We start from the raw sequence: 22,394 nt of genomic DNA, 5'->3' as shown, positions 1-22,394 counted from the left end.
GCGCCCTCCGCGTGGAGCGAAAGCGGCGGCTGGGGCCGATGGGCGTGCTGACGCACGCGGCGCTGGGCATCTGGACCCTCCTCGTGACGGTGCCGATCATCTGGACCTTCCTGGCCTCGGTCAAGAGCGAGGACGAGATCTTCGGCGACGCCTGGGCGCTGCCGGCCACGCTGCAGTGGGACAACTTCGCCAGGGCCTGGGAGCAGGCGCGCATCGGCCAGTACATGCTCAACAGCCTCGTCGTCGTGTCGTTCAGCACGTTCGGCACGATGCTGGTCGGCTCGATGGCGGCGTACGTGCTGGCGCGCTATCCGTTCCGCGGCAACCGGGCGATCTACATGTTGTTCGTCTCGGGCCTGGCCTTCCCGTTCTTCCTGGCGCTGACCCCGCTGTTCTTCGTGGTGCAGAACATGGGCAACGTGCCGGTGGTCGGGCCGTTCATCGGCCTGAACACGCACGCGGGCGCGGTGCTGGTCTACATCGCCTACTCGATGCCGTTCACCGTCTTCTTCCTGGCGGCCTTCTTCCGTACGCTTCCGACGGCGGTCGCGGAGGCCGCGATGGTGGACGGGGCGTCGCACACCAGGGTGTTCTTCCAGATCATGTTGCCGATGGCCAAACCCGGCATCATCAGCATCACGATCTTCAACATCCTGGGCCAGTGGAACCAGTACCAGATCCCGCTGATCCTGCTGCAGGACCGCGAGAAGTGGGTGCTCACCCAGGGCATCGCCGACATCTCCACCGCCGCCGGATACGACGCGGACTGGGCGGCCCTGTTCGCCGCCCTCACCCTGGCCATCCTGCCCATGCTGGTCGTCTACACGGTCTTCCAGCGGCAGATCCAGTCCGGCCTGACCGCGGGGGCGCTCAAGTGACGCCGGCAGTGATGCGGGCGGGGCCGCGTCCGTACGCGGCCTCGCCCTAGCGCGTCAGCAGCGGTTGATCCGGGAGTTCACCAGCTCGATGTTGCGGATGACGATGTTGTCGCCGCACGGGCTCTCGTTGATGGCGGAGTTGGTCAGCGTCAGGTTCTGCAGCGTGATGTCCGACGTCACGGGGAACTCGCTGCGGGCGGCGATGCGGATGTCGGAGCCGTTCACGGTGCCGCTCTGGGCGGCGATGGTGACGTTGTAGCAGTTCTCGATCAGGATCGAGTTGCTGCCGGTGCCGGAGATGTCCACGCGGTCGATGACGGCGCCGCCGCTCTCGGAGACGCAGAAGACGCCGCGTCCGCCGCCCCTGGCGATGACGGTGCCGACCCGGACGTTGGTCGGGTAGCCGCTGCCGATGCGGCCGTTGCGGTTGGCCATGCGGAAGGCGGCGTACCCGGTGCCGGTGCCGGCGCCCTCGGCGTCGACGGTGCCGACCGTGGCGTTGATCGTGTCGTTGAACAGCAGGCCCGACTCGCCGGTGTTCCTGGCCGTGACGGTGCCGATGGTGATGCCGTCCACGCCGTACGTCTCGACGCCGTGGCTGCCGCCGCCGGAGGCGTACACGCTGTCGATGCGCACGTTGCGGGTGCGGACGTTCCTGTTGGCGTGGTTGTCGATGCGGACGCCGAGCCCGGCCGACCCGAGCCGCAGGTCCAGCCGGCCGAGCGTGATGTTGGTGCCGTTGCGGACGAACACCCCGAAGTAGGGGTTGCCGGTCACGTTGAGGTGGGTGACCTCGACGTCGGTGACGTTCTGGGCGCGTACGGCCGCGTTGTTGGCGCTGATCGTGCCGGACACGTTGATCGTGCCGCAGACCTCCAGGATGGTGTAGCTGGGCAGGTCGAGCGACTGGTTGGCGTTCATGGAGCCGGAGCCGCGGACGATCACCTTCTGCTTGGAGGTGCGCCCTGAGGTGAGGCTGCCGACGGCGCGGCGCATGGCCTCGATCATGCTGGCGCCGGTGTAGAGCGTGGTGCCGCCGTTCCTGGCCGTCCAGGTGCCGTTGCTGAGCACGGCCTCGGCGTTGGACGACCCGCTGCCGCACTCGCCGGACCCGCCGCCGCCCATCTTGACGAGCTGCCACTGCTGGTTGGCGCCGCCGAGGTCGTCCCACTGGGAGATCCTGGCGCCGTCGCCGGTGCCCCACTCCCACACCTCCAGCGCCTTGCCGCTGTTGCGGTTGATCAGCCGGACGTGGCCGCCGTCGGAGTCGGCCAGGCGGAACTGCTGGTTGGCGGCGTTCAGGTCGGCCCACTGGACGATCTCCGCGCCGCCGGCCGTCGACCACTCGTAGACGTCCAGCACCTTGCCGCTGTGGCGGGACCTGAGCCGGTAGTAGCCGTCGCCGGAGCTGACGAACTGCCACTGCTGCTGGTTGCCGTCGTTGCGGGCCCACTGCACGATCGGCGCGCCGTCGTTGGTCGCGAAGTCGTACAGGTCGAGGGCCTTGCCGCTGTGCCGGTTGACCAGCACGTACCACGCGCTGGTGTCGACGCTCGCCGCGACGGCGGGTGGCGGCTGGGCGACGACGGCGCCGGTCAGGGCGAGGAACGCCGCCGCCAGGACGGCGAGCAGGCGCCGCCAGCCCTGTCCGGTGGCCTGAGGTGAGGAACCCACTGTTCTGCTCCCATCCTAGGAAAGCGCTTTCCTAGGATCAGATCAGCGAGTGAAGGAGCTCAAGTCAAGCGAGGAGGCACCGCCAGGCCCGCCTGCCTGCCCGAACCCGCTGAAACGTTCATCCGAAGAGCGGGCGCGCTCTGACGGGCTGCCCGGCCACGACGTCGACGCCTGGGCCTCACAACTCGGCGCGCAGTGCGCGGGCGGCCGTGACCACGTTCGCCAGCGACGCCTCCACCTGCTCGTACGTCCGCGTCTTCAGCCCGCAGTCCGGGTTCACCCACACCCGCTCGGCGGGCAGCACCGCCAGCGTCCTGCGCAGCAGCTCCTCGACCTCCTCCGCGCTCGGCACGCGCGGCGAGTGGATGTCGTAGACGCCCGGCCCGAGCCCGCGCCCGAATGCCTCCACCGCTCCCAGGAGCCTGCCTCCCGACCGGGCCGACTCGATGGTGGTCACGTCGGCGTCCAGGCCGTCGATGGCGGCCAGGATCTGATCGGCGTCCGAATAGCACAGGTGCGTGTGGATCTGCGTGCGGTCGCTCGCCCCCGACGTGGCCCTCCGGTACGCCGCCACCGCCCACTCCAGGTAGTCGGCCTGCGCGGCCCGCCGCAGCGGCAGCAGCTCGCGCAACGCCGGCTCGTCCACCTGGATGATCTTCACCCCGGCCGCCTCCAGGTCGCTCACCTCCTCGCGCACCGCGTCGGCCACCTGGAACACCACGTCACGCAGCGGCAGGTCGTCGCGGACGAACGACCAGGCCACGATGGTGACGGGCCCGGTGAGCATGCCCTTGACCGGCTTGTCCGTGAGCGACTGCGCGTAAGCGGCCCACCGGACGGTGATCGGCGAGGGACGGCTGACGTCGCCGTGCAGGATCGGCGGCCGGGTGCAGCGCGACCCGTACGACTGGACCCAGCCGTTGGCGGTGACGGCGAAGCCGTCGAGGTGCTCGGCGAAATACTGCACCATGTCGTTGCGCTCGGGCTCGCCGTGCACGAGCACGTCGAGGCCGAGCCGCTCCTGCAGCCGGATGACCCGCTCGATCTCGGCCTCGACCCGCCGCTCGTAGTCCTCCTGCGACAGCGTGCCCGCCGCGACCTCCGCCCTGGCCGCGCGGAGCTCGCCGGTCTGCGGGAACGACCCGATCGTGGTGGCCGGCAGCGGGGGCAGCCGCAGGTGCTCGGCCTGGGCCACCGCGCGCTCCGCGTACGGGCCGCGCCCTTCCGCCGCCACGGGCGCGGGCAGCGCCACGGAAGGCCCGGCGGGGGCGGGGCCGTGGAAGGGCGACTGGGAGAGCGCCACGACCTCGGCCACCTTCTGCTCGGCGAACGCCAGCCGCTCCTTCAACTCCGGGTCCAGCCCGGGCTCGGCCGCCACGTCGTAGGGCACGTGCAGCAGCGAGCACGAGGTGCTCACCGTCACCCGCCCGGCGCGTACGGCGGCCAGCGCCGCCAGCGCCCGCTCGGGCGAGGTGCGCCACACGTCGCGCCCGGACACGACGCCCGCGACCACGGTCTTGCCCGGCAGGTCGAGCTCCGGCACGCCGCCCCTGACCAGGTCGACGCCGATGGCCTCCACCGGCGTGCCGGCCAGCACCGGCAGCGCCTCCCCCGCCGCGCCGAAGTACGTGGCCACGAACAACCCCGGCCGCGCGGCGGCGGCCCCCAGCCGCCCGTACGCGGTCCGTACGGCGGCCAGCTCCTCCGGCGTCCGGTCGGCCACCAGCGCCGGCTCGTCGAGCTGCACCCATGCGACGCCCTCCGCGGCGAGCGCGGCCAGCAGCTCCTCGTAGCAGCCGAGCACCTCGTCCAGCCGGTCGAGGGCCGAGGCCAGCAGCAGGAACGTCACCGGCCCCACCACCACGGGCCGCGTCTCGTACCCCAGCGCCCGCGCCTCCCGCACCTCGGACAGCGGCTTGGCCGCGTCGAGCTTGAACACCGTGTCGGGCCCGATCTCCGGCACGATGTAGTGGTAGTTCGTGTCGAACCACTTCGTCATCCGCAGCGGCGCGACCTCGTCGGTGCCCCTGGCCATCGCGAAATAGGGGTCGTCCGCGTCGCGGTAGCGCGCCGGCACCGCGCCCAGCAGCACGGCCGTGTCCAGCATCTGGTCGTACATCGAGAAGGTGTTGCCCGGCAGCCCTTCCAGCCCCAGCTCGGCCAGCCTGCGCCAGGTCCGCTCGCGGATCCGCGCGCCCACCCGGTCCAGCTCGTCGCGGGTGGCGCGCCCGTCCCAGTAGGACTCCAGCGCCCGCTTCAGCTCTCTGCGCGGGCCGATCCGCGGGTAGCCGAGCACCGTGGACGTGGGAAATGGGGACATCTTCCAGGCTCCCTAGGACGTGGATCAGATCGCTGCGATCCTGCCGAGTACCCCGTGAGTCGTGCACTATGTATTGGTGCTGCTTATGCTCAGGGAGATCCACTGCTTTACCAGGGTGGCGGAACGGCTCAGCTTCTCCAGGGCCGCCGCCGACCTGGGGATGTCGCAGCCCGCCATGAGCCAGGCCATCACCCGTCTCGAACGCGCCACCGGCATCCAGCTCTTCCAGCGCACGGCCCGGGAGGTGCGGCTCACGGCGGAGGGCAAGGCGCTGCTCGCGCACGCGCGGCAAGTGATCGAGTCGGCCCGGGCGTTCACCGATGAGGCCGCGCGGCTGGCCCGGCCGACCATTCACCTTGCTTATCCACCGCTCGTCGGCACTCTCGCCGCGCGGATCGCCAGGCGGCTCGCGAGCCGCACCCCGTCGCTCGGCGTGGAGCTCCGGCCTGCCGGTCGGGGCGCGGCGGCGCAGGCGCTGGCGAGCGGCGAGATCTCCGCGGCGATCCTCGCCACCCCCGCTCCCGCGCGGTTCGTCACGGCCGCCCGGTTCCACGTCACCGTCGACCACCTGGCCGTCCCCGCGAGCCACCGGCTGGCGCCCTCGGCCAAGGTCGCCCCGGCGGAACTGGGCGGTCAGGTGCTGCTCACGCCGTTCAGCCGGCCGTGGTCAGGGTTGCCCGGCCGCGCGCGCATGGTGGCCGACGACGACTTCGCCGCCGCGCTCGACCTGGTGGCGGCCGGCGCCGGCCTGCTGCCGATCCCGCAGCTCCTGGCCAGGACCATCAAGCGGGACGACGTGCGCTTCGTGCCGCTCGACGCGGGCGACCTGCGCATCACCTACGCCCTCGCCTGGTCGAAGGAGCACGTCACACCGGAGCTGATGGCCCTGGTGCAGGCCGTCCAGGACGCTTTGTGGACCAGGTGAGCTACCACGGGAGCGTGCCCGAGACGTCGACGTACGCCCCGGTCGGGCCGTCGGGGCCCACCTGCGCCATCCGTACGATGATCTCGGCCCCCTCCACCACGGTCTGCGTGCCCGTGTGCATGTTGAGGTCCGTCGCGGTGTAGCCGGGCTCCACCGCGTTGATCCGCATGCCGGGAAACGCCTTCGCGTACTGCACGGTGATCATGTTGACCGCGGTCTTCGAGGCGGGATAGGCGACGCCCGGGTAGGCGTACGTCGGCGTGTTCGGGGTGGTGACCATGGTCAGCGACGCCAGGCCGCTGCTGACGTTGACGATGACCGGGGCCGCCGAGCGCCGCAGCAGCGGCAGGAAGGCACGGGTGACGCGCACGAGGCCGAAGACGTTGGTCTCGAACGTCGTGCGCATGATGTCGGCGGTCACGTCCGCGGGGCCGATGACGCCTCCGTCAGGCGTGCGCTCTTCGACGCCCGCGTTGTTCACCAGCACGTCCAGGCCGCCCTCGGCCTCAACGGTCTTGGCCGCGGCCGCGACCGAGTCGTCGTCGGTGACGTCGAGCCGGACGAACCGGGCGCCCAGCCGCTCGGCCGCGCGGCGCCCGCGTTCGGCGTCCCTGCTGCCCACGTACACGGTGTGACCTGCTTCGACGAGCCGGCGGGCGGTCTCGAACCCCAGGCCCTTGTTCGCTCCGGTGATCAGTGTTGTCGTCATGTCGCAAGCCTGCGGCGGGGCGGTCCGGCCGGCCAGTCGTCCCGTCGTCCTGGGACCGCCAGTACCAGGCGAGCACACCGGTGCCGCGTGCACACTGGTGGCATGACGCGGACGGAGTTCGGGCAGGCGGTGCGGCGCTGGCGCGACCGGGTCTCGCCCGCGACGGTCGGGCTGCCCGCCTCCGGGCAGCGGCGCGCGGCCGGGCTGCGCCGGGAGGAGCTCGCCCTGCTGGCCGGGATCTCCGCCGACTACATCACCCGGCTCGAACAGGGCCGGGCCGCCAACCCGTCGGCGCAGGTCGTCGAGGCGCTGGCGCGGGCGCTGCGGTTGTCGGCGGACGAGCGCGCCTACCTGTTCCGGATGGCCGGGCTCGAGCCGCCGGGGCCGGAGGTGGTGCCCGGGTTCATCACTCCGAGCGTGCAGCGGCTGCTCGACAGGCTGGCCGGCACGCCCGTCGGGGTCTACGACGCGGCGTGGACGCTGCTCCTGGCCAACCCGATGTACGCGGCGCTGATGGGCGATCCGTCCGGATGGCGGGGCGACGAACGCAACGGCGTGTGGCGCAACTTCGCCGGCCCCGGCGGCCGGGTGCGCCACACGCCCGAGGCACGGCGCGCGTTCGAGGCCGCGCTGGTCGCCGACCTGCGTGCCACCGCCGGGCGCTATCCCGCCGACCAGCAGGTGCGCCGCCTGGTCGCGCGGTTGCGCGCGAGCAGCGACCGGTTCGCCGAGCTGTGGGACTCCGGCATCGTCGGCCGGCACGAGGCGGCGCGCAAGACGATCGAGCATCCGCAGGTGGGCGCCTTGACGCTCGACTGCGACGTGCTCAGCGTGGCGGGCAGCGACCTGCGCATCATGGTCTACACCGCGGAGCCCGGCACCGAGGACGCCGAACGCCTCGCGCTGCTGGCCGTTCTCGGCACCCAGACGCTCATGGGGTAGCGGGCAGGTTCTTCAGCGCCTCGCGGCGGCTCAGGCCCGAGAGCCCTTTGGCCTTGACGTAGCGCACGACCTCGGCCGGATTGGTCTTGGCGTATTCGCGTAACGCCCAGCCGATGGCCTTGCGCGCGAAGAAGTCGTTGTCGGACAGGCTCGGCTCGATGCACGCGTAGAGCAGGGCCGTGTCGGTGCGCGCCTTGAAGCGGTTCTGGCAGAGGATCGCGGTGCGGCGCTTCCACAGGTCGGCGTCGTGGGCCCACTCCAGCATGAGCGGCCGCATGGTCTCGGGGAACGCGGCCAGCAGCCCGCCGACGCGGTGGACGGCCAGCTCGTCGACCAGATCCCACCAGGCGCCGGTGACGATCATCTCTTCGTACATCGGCACGGTGTAGAGGGTCTGGAACTCGCGGTAGTAGTGGTGGCCGGACAGCTCGACGGCTGCGTAGCGCTCCTCGCGGTATTCGGCCTCCCGCCACAACGCCAGCACGGCCCGCCGCCACTCGGGCGCGGTCTCCAGCCGGTGCCCGGCGAAGACCCGCCGCAGCGCCGCCCGCCTGGCCACGGCCTGGACGCCGAGGAACGGCAGCGCCGACTTCATGTACGCGCGCATCGCCTCGGCCTTGGCCGGCTCGGCGACCTCCTGCAGTGCCAGGCGCACCGCTTTGCCGAGGCTCATTTCCTGTGCGTGGTGCGCTCGCCCGTGGCGAGCCCGTCGAACAGCACGGTGATGTAGTGCTCGGCCAGGCCGCTGGTGTTGAGCCGGCCGCCCGGGCGGAACCAGCGGACCGCGACCCAGATGGTGTCGCGGATCATGCGGTAGGTCAGCTTGGGGTCGACGTCGGGCCGGAACAGCCCGGCCGCCTGGCCGGCCTTGATCTGCGCCACCCACATCTGCTCGACCTCGTCCTCGGCCTTGACGAGGTAGTTGAACCGGGGGAACTGGCGCAGATAGTTCCAGTCGTTCTGCATGACGGTGATCGCGGCGCGGTGGGGCTCGAGCGTGCCGAAGCCGATGCGGACCATCTCCGACAGCACGGCGCGCGCGTCGCCCCCGGACTCGAGGGCGGCGCGGTAGCGGGCGATGAGGTCGTCGAGGAAGGTGGAGAGCACCTCGTCGACGATCGTCTCCTTGGAGTCGAAGTGGTGGTAGAGACTTCCTGAGAGGATGCCGGCCTCGTCGGCGATCTCGCGGACGGTCGTGGCCTGGAAGCCCTTGCGCGCGAAGAGCTCCGCGGCGAGCTTGACGAGGTGGTCGCGGCGCTCTGACGCCGACCCTGACGAGGTCGTGCGCTGGCGCTTGGCCGGGGTGGTCGCGGTGCCGGAGTTCTTTCGCGTGGTCACGTTCCCATTATGAAGCCTCAGGCAATCGCTTGTTCGCCTAACCTGCCCAGTTCATGCGGCGTTCCGTGCACGACCAAGCGCTTGCTACGATGCGATGATGAGCGAGGCGTACATCGTCGGAGCCGTCCGCACCCCCATCGGGCGCAGGAACGGCGGACTGGCCGGAGCGCACCCCGCCGACCTGGGCGCCCACGTGCTCAAGGAGCTGATGCGCCGCACCGGCGCCGACCCCTCGGCGGTCGACGACGTGATCTTCGGCTGCGTCGACACCATCGGCCCGCAGGCCGGCGACGTCGCCCGCACCTGCTGGCTGGCCGCCGGCCTGCCCGAGGAGGTGCCGGGCGTCACGATCGACCGCCAGTGCGGCTCCTCCCAGCAGGCGCTGCACTTCGCCGCCCAGGCCGTGCTCTCCGGTACGAACGACCTGGTGGTGGCCGGCGGCGTGCAGAACATGAGCATGGTTCCCATCTCGGCCGCGATGCTCGCGGGCCGCCCGCTCGGGCACGAGACCCCCTTCGCGGGCTCCAAGGGCTGGGCCGGGCGGTACGGCACGCGGGAGGTCTCGCAGTTCGCCGGGGCCGAGCAGATCGCAGCCCGCTGGGAGATCACCCGCGAGGAGATGGAGCGGTACGCGTACACGTCGCACCGGCGGGCCCTGCGCGCCATCGAGGTCGGTCACTTCCGGCGCGAGATCGCCCCCTTCGAGGGCGTCGCGGCGGACGAGGGCCCGCGCGCGGACACCTCGCCCGAGAAGATGGCCGGGCTCAAGCCCCTGGCCGAGGGCGGCAGGCTCACGGCGGCCCTGGCCTCCCAGATCTCCGACGGCGCCGCCGCCCTGCTCGTCGCCTCGCCCGGAGCCGTACGCGAGCACGGCCTGACCCCGCGCGCCCGCGTGCACCACCTGTCGGCCCGCGGCGCCGACCCGATCATGATGCTCTCCGCCCCCATCCCCGCCACCGCCCACGCCCTCCGCGTGACAGGCATGTCCATCGGCGACTTCGCGGCGATCGAGGTGAACGAGGCGTTCGCCTCTGTCGTGCTGGCCTGGATGAAGGAGACCGGCGCCGACCCCGCCAGGGTCAACCCGAACGGCGGCGCGATCGCGCTCGGCCACCCGCTCGGGGCGACCGGCGCGGTCCTGGCGGTGCGGCTGCTGCACGAGCTGGAGCGCACGGGCGGCACGTACGGCCTGCAGGTCATGTGCGAGGGTGGGGGCCAGGCGAACGTCACCGTCATCGAACGGCTCGCCGGCACGTGAGCGGCCTGACGTCAGAAAATGCCACTAGCAAATAGGAAACTTTCCTATTAGATTGCGGGTCATGCCCATGAGCGGTGACCTGCTGCGCCTTGCCGACGCCGTCCTCTTCCCCGGTTTCACCGGGCACGAGCCACCCGACTGGCTCCGCCGCCGGCTCGGCGAGGGGCTGGCCGGGGTGGCGCTGTTCTCGCGCAACATCGCCGGCCCCGCCCAGGTGGCCCGGCTGACCGCGGCCCTGCGCGCGGAGAACCCGTCGGTGCTCGTCGGCGTCGACGAGGAGTCAGGCGAGGTCACCCGGTTGGAGGCGGCCACCGGCAGCAGCCGCCCCGGGGCGTACGCGCTCGGCGTGGTCGACGACGTGGCCATGACCGAGACCCTGGCCGCGGACCTCGGCGCCGACCTGGCCCGCGCGGGCATCACGATCGACTTCGCCCCCTCCGCCGACGTGAACTCCAACCCGGACAACCCGGTCATCGGCCTGCGCTCCTTCGGCGCCGACCCCGCGCTGGTCTCCCGGCACGCCAGGGCGTTCGTCCGCGGTCTGCAGTCCGCCGGGGTGGCCGCCTGCGTCAAACACTTCCCCGGCCACGGGGACACCACGGTCGACTCCCACCACGGCGTGCCCGAGATGGCCGCGGACGGGGTCGAGGACGCGCTGCTGCCGTTCGCCGACGCCGTCAGGGAAGGCGTCAAGGCGGTCATGACGGGCCACCTCCTCGTGCCCTCGTACGACGGGGACCTGCCCGCCACGCTCAGCCCCAAGGTGCTCACCGGGCTGCTGCGCGAGGAGCTCGGGTTCCAAGGAATGATCATCACGGACGCCATCGAGATGGCCGCGGTGACGGAGGCGTACGGGATCGGGGGCGCCGCGGCCCGGGCCATCGCCGCCGGGGCCGACGCGATCTGCGTCGGCGGCGAGCACGCCGACGAGGCCACCGCCACGGGGATCCGCGACGCGATCGCCGCCGCGGTCACCCAAGGACTGCTGCCCGAGGACCGGCTGGCCGACGCCGCTCGCAGGGTCCGCGAGCTGGCGGCATGGACCGCGTCCTCGGGCAGCCCCGGCGGAACCGGGGGTGCGGGCGGCACCGCCGTGACCCAGGGCGCGGGTTCCGGCGTGCCTGGCGGGGCCGCGAACGACGGCGGCGCCGGGCTGGTGGCGGCCCGGCGGGCCGTCAGGGTCGTGCGGCGCTCCACCGAGCCGGAGCTGCCGCTGGCCGCGGCCCCGCACGTGGTGGAGCTGGCGCCGGCCACGAACCTGGCCATCGACCGGCACACCCCCTGGGGCGTGGGCGAGCCGCTGACCGGGCTGCTGCCCGGCACCGTGGTCACGCGCATGACCGCGGGGGAGGCGACCGGTCCCGCACTGGAACGGCTGCTCGGCGCGGCGACCGGCCGCCCGCTGGTCGTGGTGGTCCGGGACGCGCACCGCCACCCATGGCAGGAGGAGGCGCTCAGGCACCTGCTGAGCGCCCGCAAGGACGCCGTGGTGGTCGAGATGGGCCTGCCCGCCCGCTCGGACCTCGGGGCCGTGCACATCGCCACGTACGGCTCCGCCCGGGTCTGCGGCCAGGCCGCCGCGGAGATCCTGGCCGGTAGTCTCTGAGACCGTGAACTTCGACGGCGAGGACCTCTCCCACAAGGTGCTGTCCGAACGGCTCGGTCCCGAAGAGACCCACGTCTTCCGCGAGTGCGACCTCACGGAGACCGACCTGTGGGGCGCCTCCCTGGCGGGGGCCCGCTTCGAGTCGTGCGTGCTGGATCAGACCGACTTCCGCAAGGCCGACCTCGACGGGGCGGTCTTCACCGGCGGCGGCGGGATGCGCACCCGCTTCAACGACGCCGACCTCATCGACGTCACGTTCACCGACGTCGACCTGTCCTCGGCCCAGTTCGGCGGCGCGCTGCTCACCGACGTGTCGTTCACCGGCTGCCGCATGATCGGCGCCGCGCTGACCGCCTCGCGCGGCACCGGCTTCACGGTCACCCGCTCCAACCTGACCCTGGCCAACCTCGGGGGCTGCTCGCTGCGCGGCGAGCACATCGAGGGGGTCCGCTTCGACGACGCCGACCTGTCGGGCTGCGACTTCACCGAGGCCACGCTCACCGACTGCCGCCTCATCGGCACGCGCCTGCTGAACACCACGTTCACGAAGGCCGACCTGCGGGGCGCCGACCTGGGGCAGCCCGACGACGCCAAGCTCCGGGCGTTCGCGGGCGCCGTCATCAACCAGACGCAGGCCAACGCCATCCTCGCCGCCCGCGGCATCACGGTCCTCTGACCCCGCCGGGACGAGAGGGCCGCACCGAAACGGATGTCCGCCCCGGCGGGCTCAGCGCGCCGGTCAGCGCGGCCTCGGCCTGGGGGCTCAGCGCGCCGGTCAGCGCGGCCTCGGCCTGGGGGCTCAGCGCGCCGGCAGGCGGGCCAGGGCGGCCTCGGCCTCGGCCATGACGCGCTCGATCAGCTCCCGGCATGACGGCAGGTCGCCGATGACCCCCACCACCTGCCCCGACGCCATCACCCCGAGATCCGCCCGCCCGTCCACCATGGCCGCCCGCAGCAGCACCGGCGTGTTGGCCGCCTGCAGCACCTGGGCCCAGGTCAGTTCCCTGCCCCGCCGCATCCGCCGCCCCTCGCGGATCAGCCCGGCCCACGACAGCCCCGACAACCGCCGGAACCTGGCTCCGTTCGCCAGCGCCCGCACCAGCCGCGACCGTTCCAGCGAGGTCACGAACGGCGTCCGCAACACCCGGTGCGGGACCCCGTCCACCTTGGTGGTCACCACGGTCTCCCGCGCCGCCAGATAGAGCTTCTTGACCTCGTCCGGCACGGGGGAGTCGCTGGTCAGCAGGAACCGGGTGCCCATGGCGATCCCGCAGGCGCCGTACGCCAGCGCCGCCACCAGCCCGCGCCCGTCGAAGAAGCCGCCGGCGGCGATCACCGGGATGTCGACGGCGTCCACGACCTGGGGCAGCAGCAGCGTCGTGGCGAGCGGCCCCGTGTGGCCCCCGCCCTCGCCTCCCTGCACGATCACCGCGTCGGCGCCCCACCCGGCCACCTTCTCCGCGTGCCTGAGCGCCCCGACCGACGGGATCGTCACCACGCCCGCGTCCTTGAGCCGGGCGATCAGCTCCCGCCTGGGCGCCATGGCGAACGACGCCACCCGTACGCCCTCGCGGACCATCACCTCGACCCGTTCGGCGGCGTCGCCCGCGTCGGAGCGGATGTTGACCCCGAACGGCGCGTCCGTGCGCTCCTTCACCCGCCTGATCGCGGCGGTCATCTCGGGCACGGACATGGTCGCCGCCCCGATCACGCCCAGGCCGCCGGCCCGGGAGGTGGCCGCCGCCAGCCGGGCTCCGGCGACGTACCCCATGCCGGTCTGCACGATCGGATGCCGGCAGCCGGTCAGTGAGGTCAGGGCGGTCCTCACGCGGCGACCTCCCGGTCGCGCGAGCGCGCGGGGTCGAGCCGGTCCAGGACGAGCAGCTCCTCCTCGGACGGTTCCCGCGTCCGCGGGACGTTCCGGGGGATGTCGAGGGCGAACCCGGTCGCCGCCACCACCTCGTCCACGCTCACCCCCGGATGCACCGACACCAGCCGCATCGAACCGTCAGGGGCGCCGAAGTCCAGGACGGCCAGGTTCGTCACCACCCGTCGCAGCTCGAACGCCCCGCGGTCGGTGCCGAGCCCGCTGACCATGTCCACCTCGGGCACGAACACCCGGGGGGAGTGCCGGGGGATCCAGTAACTCGTCGGGTCGCACCGCGTGTTGCCCGGCGCGCCCCGCACGCCCAGCAACTGCGCCTTGGGCCGGGCCCAGTCGCCGATGCAGGAGATGTTCGTGTTGCCGTACCGGTCGATCTGGCTCGCACCGAGCATGACGTGGCGGCGGCCGTTCAGCACCAGCCACAGGTGCTCGCGGAACGGCAGCCACCCCTCCACCACCTCCGGCGCCTCGCCCAGCGCGGGCACGTCGCCGGTGAGCAGGCAGGTGCCGTCGTGCGTGAGCAGGTCCGGCTCGAAGGTCAGCCGCGCCAGCCGCGCCGCCAGCACCGTGACCGCCCCGCCGATCCCGGCCGCCAGAATCTCCCCGTCGCCCCTGAACGCCTCCGCGCACGCGACCACGCACACGTCAGCCCTACCGCTCATGGGGCCGCTCATCCCACTCCTCCCAGGGCGTCTCCGCGTAGCGCCGCTGGAGCGCCTCGTCACGCCCGTAGTCGGGCTCGCACGAGGTGAACCCGGCCCCGCCGGGCGCCTCCACGACGCCCGTCACCATCGACCGGCTGATCAGCAACGACTGCAGGGGGCCCTCCTCGAGGAGGTCGTCCACCACCCGCTCGCACGACACGTAACAGCGCGCGGCCGCCTTGGCGTAGAGGTCGTCGAGGTACGGATCCGGACCCAGGTACTGCGCGTTGCCCCGCGCGTCCGCCCGGTTCATGTGCACCAGCGCCACGTCCATCGTCAGCGCCGGGACCGCGACCAGTTCCTCCCCGTCCGCGTACGGCGACCGGACCGTCCGCAACCCCGGGTTGACCCGCATCACGTCCGACCCCAGCCCCGCCCGCGTCGGCAGGAACGGCAGTCGGTGCGCCGCCGCCAGCAGCCCGAACATGAACATGCCCTCGTCGTACTCGGTGAACTCGATCGTCCCGGTCTGCCTGGCCCGGCGGAAGTGCGGCTCCAGCGGGATGGAGTCGAGCGTGACGAACGGGGCCACGACCCTGCGCGCCTTCCCCGCCGCGCAGAGCATGCCGACGTCGGGGCCGCCGTACGAGATGAGCGTGAGGTCGCGGACGGGGGAGCGGAGGATCGCGCGTACGAGGGCCATCGGCTTGCGGCGCGAACCCCAGCCGCCGATCCCGACCGTCATGCCGCTCTCGACCGAGGCGGCGACCTCCTCGGCCGTCATCGCCTTCGTCACGCGAACCGCTCCCTGTGCCGGTCGCCCGCGCCCATCAGGTTCAGCTCGAAGGTGAAGCCCTGCTCGAAGCGGTAGCTGCGGTTGACGTCCACCGGGTCGATGCCGTTGAGCGACTCCTTGGCGCAGCGGATGACGTACGGGTCCTTCGCGGCGATCTGCTCCGCCACCCCTGCCGCCGCGTCGCGCAGCCGGTCGCGCGGCACGACCTCCAGCACCGAGCCGAACGCGTGCAACTCGGCCGCCGTGGCGTTCCTGCACGTGTAGACCATGGCCCGCATCAGGTGTGGCGGCACGAGCCTGGCCAGGTGCGTGGCCGCGCCCAGCGCGCCCCGGTCGACCTCGGGCAGCCCGAAGTAGGCGTCGTCGCTCGCCACCACCACGTCGGCGTTGCCCGCCAGCCCGACGCCACCGCCCAGGCAGTGGCCGTGGACGGCTGCGACCACCGGCACCGCGCACGCGTAGACCGCCGCGAACGCCGCATGACACGCCCGGTTCACCGCGACCAGCCGCTCGTGCCCCTCGGCGTCCCGCAGTTCCTTGATGTCGACTCCGGCGTTGAACCCGCGCCCCTCGGCACGCAGCACGACCACCCTGGTGCCCGGGTCGCGGCCGGCGGTCCGTACGGCCTCGGCCAGTTCCTCCCAGGCCCGTGCGGTCAGCGCGTTCACCGGTGGCACGTCCACGACGACCTCCGCGACCGGCCCGGCCCGCAGCGTGATCCCCAATCCGACTCCCTGGTTGCACCTAACGCTTGCTTGGTACGGTAGCACCCGTGACCGTGACTTACGACTACACGGGCAGGACCGTCCTGGTGACGGGCGGCACCAGGGGCATCGGCGCCGCCATCGCCAGGGCCTTCCACGACGCGGGCGCCACCGTCACCATCTGCGCCCGCACCCCACCCGGGCCTGTGGCGGCCGGTGAGATCCGGTTCGTCCGGGCCGACGTGCGCGACCCCGAGGACGTCGACCGGCTCATCTCCGGCTTCGACCGGCTCGACGTGGTGGTCAACAACGCGGGCGGGTCGCCGTACGCGCCGGTGGACGGCACCTCGCCGCGCCTGCACGCCCGCGTCATCGACCTCAACCTGACGGCCCCGCTGCTCGTGGCGCAGCGCGCGTACCCGCTGCTCGCCGCCTCGAGCGGCGCGATCGTGATGATCGGCAGCGTCAGCGGCAGCCGCCCCTCGCCCGGCACCGCCGCGTACGGCGCCGCCAAGGCGGGCCTGCACCACCTGGCCCGCTGCCTGGCCGCCGAGTGGGCGCCACGCGTACGGGTCAACACGGTCGTCGTCGGCCTGGCCGCCACGACCGGCGCCGCCCCTCACTACGACCCCCACCAGGACGGCCCGGCGACGGACAGCCATGTTCCGGTGCGGGGCGGCGGGTCGGCGAGCACGGTTCCGGTCATCGCCGGCGCCCCGGAGCCCGGCGAGACGGGCGCCGGCCGGATCGGGGCGACCATCCCCGCGGGCCGGATGGTTGCACCCGGCGACGTGGCCCGGGTGTGCCTGTGGCTGGCGGCGCCCGGCTACGTGACCGGCGCCGAGGTGCGGGTGGACGGCGGCGGCGAGACCCCGGCCTGGCGCCACCTGACCAGGAGAACCCGCTGAAGATTCTCACATGCGGGAGGCAGGGCCAGGCGGGCGGGTCGTGGCCGCGTCATGGCCGAACAAAGTTCTGATCACTCAGAGCTACTCATCGGCAACGTACGGTTATATGCTCGCACTGGCCTTGATCCGCTGAGGTCAACAAAGGTCAACGGGGCTGGTGGTGCGCCTTCGGGCCCACGGCGTCCGCTGCCCCCGGCGACTTCCGTACCGGTGAAGGAGCAGAAGTGATCAAAAGGGTGTGCGCCGCGGCCGCGGTGTCGGCGGTCGCCGGCGGGCTGCTGTTCGCCGTCCCCGCTCACGCCGATGACGTGGCCGGGCCCTGGGATGGGCGCTCCTGGGCGGCCAACTGGAGCCGTAACAGCGACTCGATCCAGTCCGGCAACAACTTCGCCGACGTCTTCGCCACCAACCGCGGCCAGGACCACTCGACGAACGTCAACAACGTCAACGGCATAGCCCCGACCGCCACCAACGGCGGCATCACGGTGATCTACATCTTCGACTGACCGGCTGACGTCCGACCAACCCGAACAGTGACCCGAACAGTGAAAGGACCTCACATGAAGAAGCTCTGCGTGTCCGGCATCGTCGTCGCCGCCGCGACCGGGATGGCCCTCATGTCGGCCCCCGCGTTCGCCGACACCAACGCCGGCAACGCAAGCCGCAACCGCAACGCCATCCAGTCGGGCAACAACTTCGGCAACGTCGTCAACAGCAACGTGAGCGGTCGCGGCGCGACCGGGGTCAACAACGTCAACGGCGTCGCCGTGACCGCGACCCGCGGTGGCGACGTGGCCATCGACGACGTGCTCGACTAGTCCGGAGCCACGGCGCCGCGATCCGCCAGAACGCGCGCGCCACGAGCCCCGGGCCAGGCCGGACCCGCCGGGAAGGTGCTCGCCGCCGTCCCCGCACCCTTCCCAGTGACGGGACCGGCCTGGCCCGGCTTGTTCAGCAGGAGATCCCGCCGTCCACCGGGATGACCGTTCCCGTAAGATACGCGCCGGCCCGCGACGACAGATAGATGGCCGCGCCCGCCATGTCCTCGGGGCGCCCGATGCGGCCCAGGGGCACGCTGGCGGCGATGCTCTCGCGGGTCTCGGGGTCGTTCAGGGCGAAGGCCATCATCTTGGAGTCGAACGGCCCGGGCGCGATGGCGTTGACCGTGATGTGCTCCTTGGCCAGGTGCCGGGCCAGGTGCCGGGTGAGCATGTGCACGGCCGACTTCGTCGAGGAATAGGCATAGCTCGGCAGCGCCGGCACCCTGATCCCGTCGATCGAGCCCACGTTGATCACGCGCGCCGGGTCGTCCGCGCTCGCCGCCTCCCTGAGTCTCGGCAGGAACCGCTGGGTCAGGTAGAAGACCCCCTTGACGTTGATGTTCCAGAGCTTGTCGAAAGCGTGCTCCGGATATTCCTCCAGCGGCGCCCCCCAGGTGGCGCCCGCGTTGTTGACCAGCACGTGCAGCGGCCCGTCCACCGCCGACACCAGTGACTCCAGCCCTTCGGGCGTGGACAGGTCGGCCGGCACCGCCACGCAGCCCAGCTCGGCTGCCGTCTTCTCGACCTCGGCCGTCTTCCGGGCGGAGATGTAGACGGACGCCCCCGCCTCCACGAACCCGGCGGCGATCATGCGCCCGATGCCGCGCGATCCACCCGTGACGACGACGGTCTTGCCTTCCACCGAGAACAGAGTCATGTTCCGGAAGCATGCCATACCGAACGGTCGGTTGCTAGCCGCCGACGGCTCGTAGCGGGGTCCGCCCGCGGCACAGAGGTCGCCGCGCGGTGCCGTACGACCGCGGCCGCCGCTTTCAGAGGCCAGGGAGCCGGCCGTTGCGGAACAGGTCGACGAACTTCTGGTGGTCCTCGCGGGCCTGGGCCCCGTACCGATGGGCGAAATCCACCAGCATGCCGATAAATCCGGACCTGTCGCTGCCGATCACGTCCACGATCGCCTCCTCCGTCGAGAAGTCGACGAGGTCGTGGCCGGACTCGTCATCGGCCACCGAGTGCATCCGCGCCACCGCCCGTCCCAGGTCCTGGACGATCGAGCGCAGCTCGGCCGGTTCGTTCACGTCGTCCCAGTCCAGGTCCGCCGAGTACGGGGACACCTCCGCCACGAGCTGCCCCACCCCGTTGAGCGTGGTGTACCCGAGCCAGGGATCGGCGTAGTCCTGCAACGCGCGCTGGGACTCGGCCGTACGGTGCCCCTGGTGCCTGAAGTACGCCGACACCTTCTCGTCGGCGACGTGCCGCGCCACGGCGGGCACCGCCGCCTGCTTCATGTAGAGGATCACATCGTTCTCCAGCGCCTGCGAGCGCCCTTCGAGCAGCAGGTTGTACGACGGCAGCCCCGCCGACCCGATGCCCACGCCCTTGCGCAGCGCCACGTCCTTGATCACCTGCTCGACCGGGTCCACCCGCACCGGCAGCGTGGTCAGGTAGTCGACGAACGCGCCGAGCACGGCCTGCCTGGTCGCCGCGTCCACCGGCTCCCGTCCGTCCATGAGCGCGAAGCGCCGGTCATAGCCGTCGACCACGGTCTCGACGTCCAGCAGCGCCACCCGCGTGCGCAGCCGGGCCGTCTGCAACACGCGGTGCAGCACGCCGGTGGTGGTGTCCAGCGTGAGCGAGCCGATCGCGTCGTCGCCGTCCGCCGCGATGGCGGTCAGCTCGACCAGGTAGGCCCCGGCGAAGTCGGTCACGAGCATGCTGATCGAGTCGTCGGACAGCGCCTTGGCGTACCCCAGCAGGGCCACGCTGGCGGCGAACCGCTTGAGGTCCCAGACGTACGGGCCCACGTACGCCTCGTCGAAGTCGTTGACGTTGAAGACGAGGACCCCGGAGGCGTTCATGTACGTGCCGAAGTTCTCCGCGTGCAGGTCGCCGTGGATCCACACCCTGCTCGTCGGCCCGTCGAGGAAGGAGCCGTCCGCGTACTCGCCGGTCATGTCGGCGTAGAACAGGCAGGCGCTGCCCCGGTAGAAGGCGAACGGCGAAGCCGCCATCTTCCGAAATTTCCGCCTGAACGCCGCAGGATCTTCCGTGATCGACTCGCCGAACTCCGTCATGAGGACATCGAGCAGGAAGGAAGAGCGTGTGCCCATACTGGGGACAGTAGATCGCGACGCCCCTCCCGCCTACCCTGATCTTTCCCTGACCATCAGGGTCGCGCCCCTCGCGCGAGAGTCACGGGTGTTGTGAGGAGACCGAGACCACCTCGCCCGTCATGTACGACGAGTAGTCGCTGGCCAGGAAGACGATCACGTTGGCCACCTCCCACGGCTGCGCCGACCGGCCGAACGCCTCCTTGGCGGCCAGCTCCGCCAGCAGCTCCTCCCCGGTCACCTTCGCCAGATGCGGGTGGACCGCCAGCGACGGCGCCACGGCGTTCACCCGTACGCCGTGCTCGGCCGCCTCCAGGGCGACGCACCGGGTCAGGGCCATCACCCCGGCCTTGGCCGCCGCGTAGTGCGCCTGGCCCGGCTGGGCCCGCCAGCCGAGCACCGAGGCGTTGTTGACGATGACGCCCGCGCCCTGCGCGGTCATCTGCCTGAGCGCGGCCCTCGTGCAGCGCATGGTGCCGGTCAGGGTGACGTCGACGACGGTGTGCCACTGCTCGTCGGTCATCTCCGCGAGCGGGGCCGTGCCGCCGAGCCCGGCGTTGTTCACCACCACGTCCAGCCTGCCGTGCGCCTCGACCGCCGCGTCGAACAGCGCCAGCACCTGCGCCTCGGAGGTCACGTCGCACGGGACCGCCAGGGGCTTGACGCCGACGAGCTCGGTCAGGGCGTCGGCGGCGGCGGCCAGGCGGCGCTCGTGCCGGTCGGAGACGACGACCGTCGCGCCCTCCTCGGCGCAGCGCCTGGCCGTCGCGTATCCGATGCCGGCTCCCGCGGCCGCCGTGACCAGCGTCACCTTGCCGTCGAGCAGGCCGTGCGCCTTGGGGTAGGGCTGGGGCATGAGCGGTCCAATCAGCGGGGGAGTCCGAGGGTGCGCTCGGCGATGATGTTCCGCTGGATCTCGCTGGATCCGGCATAGATCGTGTCCGCGCGGCTGAACAGGTAGAGGCGCTGCAGCTCGTTGAGCCCGCCGTCGGCCACCAGCCCGGCCCTGCCCTGTACGGCCTGCGCCAGCTCGCCCAGCCTGCGGTGCCACTCCGACCAGTAGAGCTTGGCGATCGACACCTCAGGGCCGGGGCCGGGGCGGAGCATCCTGAGTGCGTTGAGGCGCATGATCTCCAGCTCCAGCCACGATCTGACGAGCCGGTCGCGCAGCACCGGATCGTCCGCCGCGCCCGTCCGCCCGGCCGTCGCGATCACCTCGGCCAGCTCGCGCCGGAAGCCGATCTGCTGTCCGAGCGTGGACGCGCCCCGCTCGTAGCCGAGGGTGGCCATCGCCACCCGCCAGCCGTCGCCGGGCGCGCCGAGGACGTTGCCCGCCGCCGTGCGCGCGCCGTCGAAGAACACCTCGTTGAACTCGGACGTCCCGGTCAGCTGGACGATCGGCCGCACGACGACCCCGGGCTGGTCCATGGGGACGAGCAGGTACGACAGCCCGTGATGCCGCTGCGAGCCCTCCTCCGTACGGCACAGGACGAAGCACCAGTCGGCCACGTGGGCCAGCGAGGTCCACACCTTCTGGCCGGTGACCACCCACGTGCCGCCTTCCAGGCGGGCCCTGGTCTGGACGTTGGCCAGGTCGGATCCGGCCTCCGGCTCGGAGTAGCCCTGGCACCACAACTCCTCACCGCGCTGGATCGGCGGGAGGAAGCGCTCCTTCTGCTCGCCGGTGCCGAACTCGAGGACGGTCGGGCCGATCAGCCCTTCGCCGATGTGGCCGACTCTGGCGGGGGCCCGCGCCCTGGCGTACTCCTCGTGGAAGGCCACCTGGTCCTCCAGGGAGGCGGCGCGGCCGCCGTACCGGCGGGGCCAGCCCAGGCAGGTCCAGCCGGCCCTGCCGAGGTGGCGCTCCCACGCCAGCCGCTCCTCATGTCCCTCGTGCTCGCGTCCGGGGCCGCCCAGCCCGCGCACATGGGCGAACTCGCCGCTCAGCGCCTCCTCCAGCCAGGCCCGCGCCTGCTCGCGAAGGCCGCCTGGCGTCTCCGGGTCAGGCAGGCGCAACGAAGCCGCCGTAGTCACCGCGGAAGAACACCAGGGGGCCGCCGTCCGCGTGGGTGTCGAGCTGGAGCACCCGAGCCACCACGATCATGTGGTCGCCCGCCAGGTGCTCGGCCTCGACGGCGCAGTCGATCCAGGCCAGCGCGCCGTCGAGCACGGGGTTGCCGCCGGGGGAGCCGGTCCACGTCAGGCCGGCGAACTTGTCGCCGCCCTTGGCCGCCAGCTGGGCGCACACGGACTGCTGGTGCTCGGCCAGCACGTTCACCGTGACGACCTTGGCGCCGCGCACCTTGGGCCAGCTCGTGCTGGTGTGCGCGACGCAGAACGCGACGAGGGGCGGATCGAGCGAGACCGAGGTGAAGGAGTTGGCCGCCAGGCCGCAGGGCTTCTCGCTGACCGGCTCGACCGCCGTGATGGCCACCACGCCGGTCGCGAACCTGCCGAGCACCTGGCGGAAGCGGAGGCTGTCGAGGTGGCCTTGTGAGGGGCCGGGCGGCATGGCGGCTCCGTTGCGGACTCTGCGCTGATGGGGCGTCGGAAGGCCGCGACAGCCGTCCGGCGCGATGAGCCGGGCAGCGTGTGTGCTCATGGTCCGCCTCCTCGTCCACCGGGTGCGCCTAATATTACCAAGCGCTTGCTTGGACGGTAGGGTGAACCCGGGAACGGTGTCAAGCCGGGCCGCGAG

The 22,394-nt window shown here is 72.0% G+C and carries 23 protein-coding genes; 9 read left to right on the top strand and 14 right to left on the bottom strand.

What is annotated here, in order from left to right; genetic code table 11:
• Positions 1-11 precede the first annotated feature (11 nt).
• Positions 12-878, top strand: a complete 867-nt coding sequence (locus ABGA98_RS22665) for a carbohydrate ABC transporter permease (RefSeq protein WP_347620359.1) — start codon at positions 12-14, stop codon at positions 876-878.
• A gap of 54 nt (positions 879-932) precedes the next feature.
• On the opposite strand, the gene ABGA98_RS22660 is transcribed toward ABGA98_RS22665, so the two are convergent.
• Together ABGA98_RS22660 and metE are read right to left on the bottom strand one after the other, a co-directional pair.
• Positions 933-2,498 (bottom strand): RICIN domain-containing protein, encoded by a 1,566-nt coding sequence (locus tag ABGA98_RS22660; RefSeq protein WP_347620469.1) that lies wholly within the window; start codon positions 2,496-2,498, stop codon positions 933-935.
• A 232-nt stretch (positions 2,499-2,730) separates the two neighbouring features.
• Entirely contained in the window at positions 2,731-4,872 is a 2,142-nt protein-coding gene (metE, locus tag ABGA98_RS22655) for a 5-methyltetrahydropteroyltriglutamate--homocysteine S-methyltransferase (RefSeq protein WP_347620358.1), read from the bottom strand.
• Positions 4,873-4,957: 85 nt separating this feature from the next.
• On the opposite strand from metE, the gene ABGA98_RS22650 reads away from it, so the two are divergent.
• Positions 4,958-5,797: a LysR family transcriptional regulator gene (locus tag ABGA98_RS22650; RefSeq protein ID WP_347620468.1), complete on the top strand. Its 840-nt coding sequence runs from the start codon at positions 4,958-4,960 to the stop codon at positions 5,795-5,797.
• Between the two features lies 1 nt (position 5,798).
• On the opposite strand, the gene ABGA98_RS22645 is transcribed toward ABGA98_RS22650, so the two are convergent.
• A complete protein-coding gene (locus ABGA98_RS22645) occupies positions 5,799-6,506 on the bottom strand; it encodes an SDR family NAD(P)-dependent oxidoreductase (protein ID WP_347620357.1) in 708 nt (235 codons plus the stop codon).
• A gap of 102 nt (positions 6,507-6,608) precedes the next feature.
• Here ABGA98_RS22645 and ABGA98_RS22640 point away from each other — a divergent pair, with 102 nt between their 5' ends.
• Positions 6,609-7,448, top strand: a complete 840-nt coding sequence (locus ABGA98_RS22640; RefSeq protein ID WP_347620356.1) for a helix-turn-helix transcriptional regulator — start codon at positions 6,609-6,611, stop codon at positions 7,446-7,448.
• On the opposite strand, the gene ABGA98_RS22635 is transcribed toward ABGA98_RS22640, so the two are convergent.
• Together ABGA98_RS22635 and ABGA98_RS22630 are read right to left on the bottom strand one after the other, a co-directional pair.
• Entirely contained in the window at positions 7,438-8,121 is a 684-nt protein-coding gene (locus ABGA98_RS22635) for a DNA alkylation repair protein (protein ID WP_347620355.1), read from the bottom strand. The genes ABGA98_RS22640 and ABGA98_RS22635 overlap by 11 nt on opposite strands.
• Positions 8,118-8,786 (bottom strand): TetR/AcrR family transcriptional regulator, encoded by a 669-nt coding sequence (locus ABGA98_RS22630; RefSeq protein ID WP_347620354.1) that lies wholly within the window; start codon positions 8,784-8,786, stop codon positions 8,118-8,120. The genes ABGA98_RS22635 and ABGA98_RS22630 overlap by 4 nt, the downstream gene beginning before the upstream one ends.
• A 97-nt stretch (positions 8,787-8,883) precedes the next feature.
• Between ABGA98_RS22630 and ABGA98_RS22625 the strand changes: the two genes are divergently transcribed.
• From ABGA98_RS22625 to ABGA98_RS22615, 3 genes are all read left to right on the top strand, one after another.
• Positions 8,884-10,044 carry an acetyl-CoA C-acetyltransferase gene (locus ABGA98_RS22625; RefSeq protein ID WP_347620353.1) on the top strand — a complete coding sequence of 387 codons (1,161 nt, stop codon included), beginning with the start codon at positions 8,884-8,886 and terminating at the stop codon, positions 10,042-10,044.
• Positions 10,045-10,105: 61 nt separating this feature from the next.
• Complete coding sequence (locus tag ABGA98_RS22620; RefSeq protein ID WP_347620352.1) at positions 10,106-11,650, top strand: glycoside hydrolase family 3 N-terminal domain-containing protein; 1,545 nt, start codon at positions 10,106-10,108, stop codon at positions 11,648-11,650.
• A gap of 4 nt (positions 11,651-11,654) precedes the next feature.
• Positions 11,655-12,326: a pentapeptide repeat-containing protein gene (locus ABGA98_RS22615; protein WP_347620351.1), complete on the top strand. Its 672-nt coding sequence runs from the start codon at positions 11,655-11,657 to the stop codon at positions 12,324-12,326.
• A gap of 123 nt (positions 12,327-12,449) precedes the next feature.
• Here ABGA98_RS22615 and ABGA98_RS22610 read toward each other — a convergent pair whose 3' ends face one another.
• From ABGA98_RS22610 to ABGA98_RS22595, 4 genes are read right to left on the bottom strand one after another with little or no spacing between them, the layout of a single operon-like run.
• Positions 12,450-13,478, bottom strand: coding sequence for a nitronate monooxygenase (locus tag ABGA98_RS22610; protein ID WP_347620350.1), 1,029 nt, complete (start codon positions 13,476-13,478; stop codon positions 12,450-12,452).
• The gene (locus ABGA98_RS22605; RefSeq protein ID WP_347620349.1) at positions 13,475-14,197 is read right to left on the bottom strand and encodes a CoA-transferase; all 723 of its coding nucleotides are present in this window, start codon (positions 14,195-14,197) and stop codon (positions 13,475-13,477) included. Before ABGA98_RS22605 ends, ABGA98_RS22610 begins: the two co-directional genes overlap by 4 nt.
• Positions 14,187-14,963 (bottom strand): CoA-transferase, encoded by a 777-nt coding sequence (locus tag ABGA98_RS22600; protein ID WP_347620467.1) that lies wholly within the window; start codon positions 14,961-14,963, stop codon positions 14,187-14,189. The genes ABGA98_RS22605 and ABGA98_RS22600 overlap by 11 nt, the downstream gene beginning before the upstream one ends.
• A gap of 8 nt (positions 14,964-14,971) precedes the next feature.
• Positions 14,972-15,700, bottom strand: coding sequence for an enoyl-CoA hydratase family protein (locus ABGA98_RS22595; protein ID WP_347620348.1), 729 nt, complete (start codon positions 15,698-15,700; stop codon positions 14,972-14,974).
• A gap of 47 nt (positions 15,701-15,747) precedes the next feature.
• On the opposite strand from ABGA98_RS22595, the gene ABGA98_RS22590 reads away from it, so the two are divergent.
• The 3 genes from ABGA98_RS22590 (at position 15,748) to ABGA98_RS22580 (ending at position 17,405) form a co-directional block, all read left to right on the top strand.
• On the top strand, positions 15,748-16,587 hold the full coding sequence (locus ABGA98_RS22590) for an SDR family oxidoreductase (protein ID WP_347620347.1): 840 nt from the start codon (positions 15,748-15,750) through the stop codon (positions 16,585-16,587).
• 224 nt (positions 16,588-16,811) lie between these two features.
• Positions 16,812-17,093 carry a hypothetical protein gene (locus tag ABGA98_RS22585; RefSeq protein ID WP_347620346.1) on the top strand — a complete coding sequence of 94 codons (282 nt, stop codon included), beginning with the start codon at positions 16,812-16,814 and terminating at the stop codon, positions 17,091-17,093.
• A 54-nt stretch (positions 17,094-17,147) separates the two neighbouring features.
• Positions 17,148-17,405, top strand: a complete 258-nt coding sequence (locus ABGA98_RS22580; RefSeq protein WP_347620345.1) for a hypothetical protein — start codon at positions 17,148-17,150, stop codon at positions 17,403-17,405.
• Between the two features lie 133 nt (positions 17,406-17,538).
• Here ABGA98_RS22580 and ABGA98_RS22575 read toward each other — a convergent pair whose 3' ends face one another.
• The 5 genes from ABGA98_RS22575 to ABGA98_RS22555 form a co-directional block, all read right to left on the bottom strand.
• Positions 17,539-18,285: an SDR family oxidoreductase gene (locus ABGA98_RS22575; RefSeq protein WP_347620344.1), complete on the bottom strand. Its 747-nt coding sequence runs from the start codon at positions 18,283-18,285 to the stop codon at positions 17,539-17,541.
• Positions 18,286-18,400: 115 nt separating this feature from the next.
• Positions 18,401-19,696 (bottom strand): DUF2252 domain-containing protein, encoded by a 1,296-nt coding sequence (locus ABGA98_RS22570; protein WP_347620343.1) that lies wholly within the window; start codon positions 19,694-19,696, stop codon positions 18,401-18,403.
• 82 nt (positions 19,697-19,778) lie between these two features.
• Complete coding sequence (locus ABGA98_RS22565) at positions 19,779-20,552, bottom strand: SDR family oxidoreductase (protein ID WP_347620342.1); 774 nt, start codon at positions 20,550-20,552, stop codon at positions 19,779-19,781.
• 11 nt (positions 20,553-20,563) lie between these two features.
• Positions 20,564-21,730: an acyl-CoA dehydrogenase family protein gene (locus tag ABGA98_RS22560; RefSeq protein WP_347620341.1), complete on the bottom strand. Its 1,167-nt coding sequence runs from the start codon at positions 21,728-21,730 to the stop codon at positions 20,564-20,566.
• The gene (locus ABGA98_RS22555; protein ID WP_347620340.1) at positions 21,699-22,298 is read right to left on the bottom strand and encodes a flavin reductase family protein; all 600 of its coding nucleotides are present in this window, start codon (positions 22,296-22,298) and stop codon (positions 21,699-21,701) included. The genes ABGA98_RS22560 and ABGA98_RS22555 overlap by 32 nt, the downstream gene beginning before the upstream one ends.
• Positions 22,299-22,394: the final 96 nt, after the last annotated feature.

This window comes from Nonomuraea sp. B1E8 (genome assembly GCF_039871515.1).
GTDB lineage: Bacteria > Actinomycetota > Actinomycetes > Streptosporangiales > Streptosporangiaceae > Nonomuraea.
This window is presented reverse-complemented; position numbering and strand designations above follow the sequence as displayed.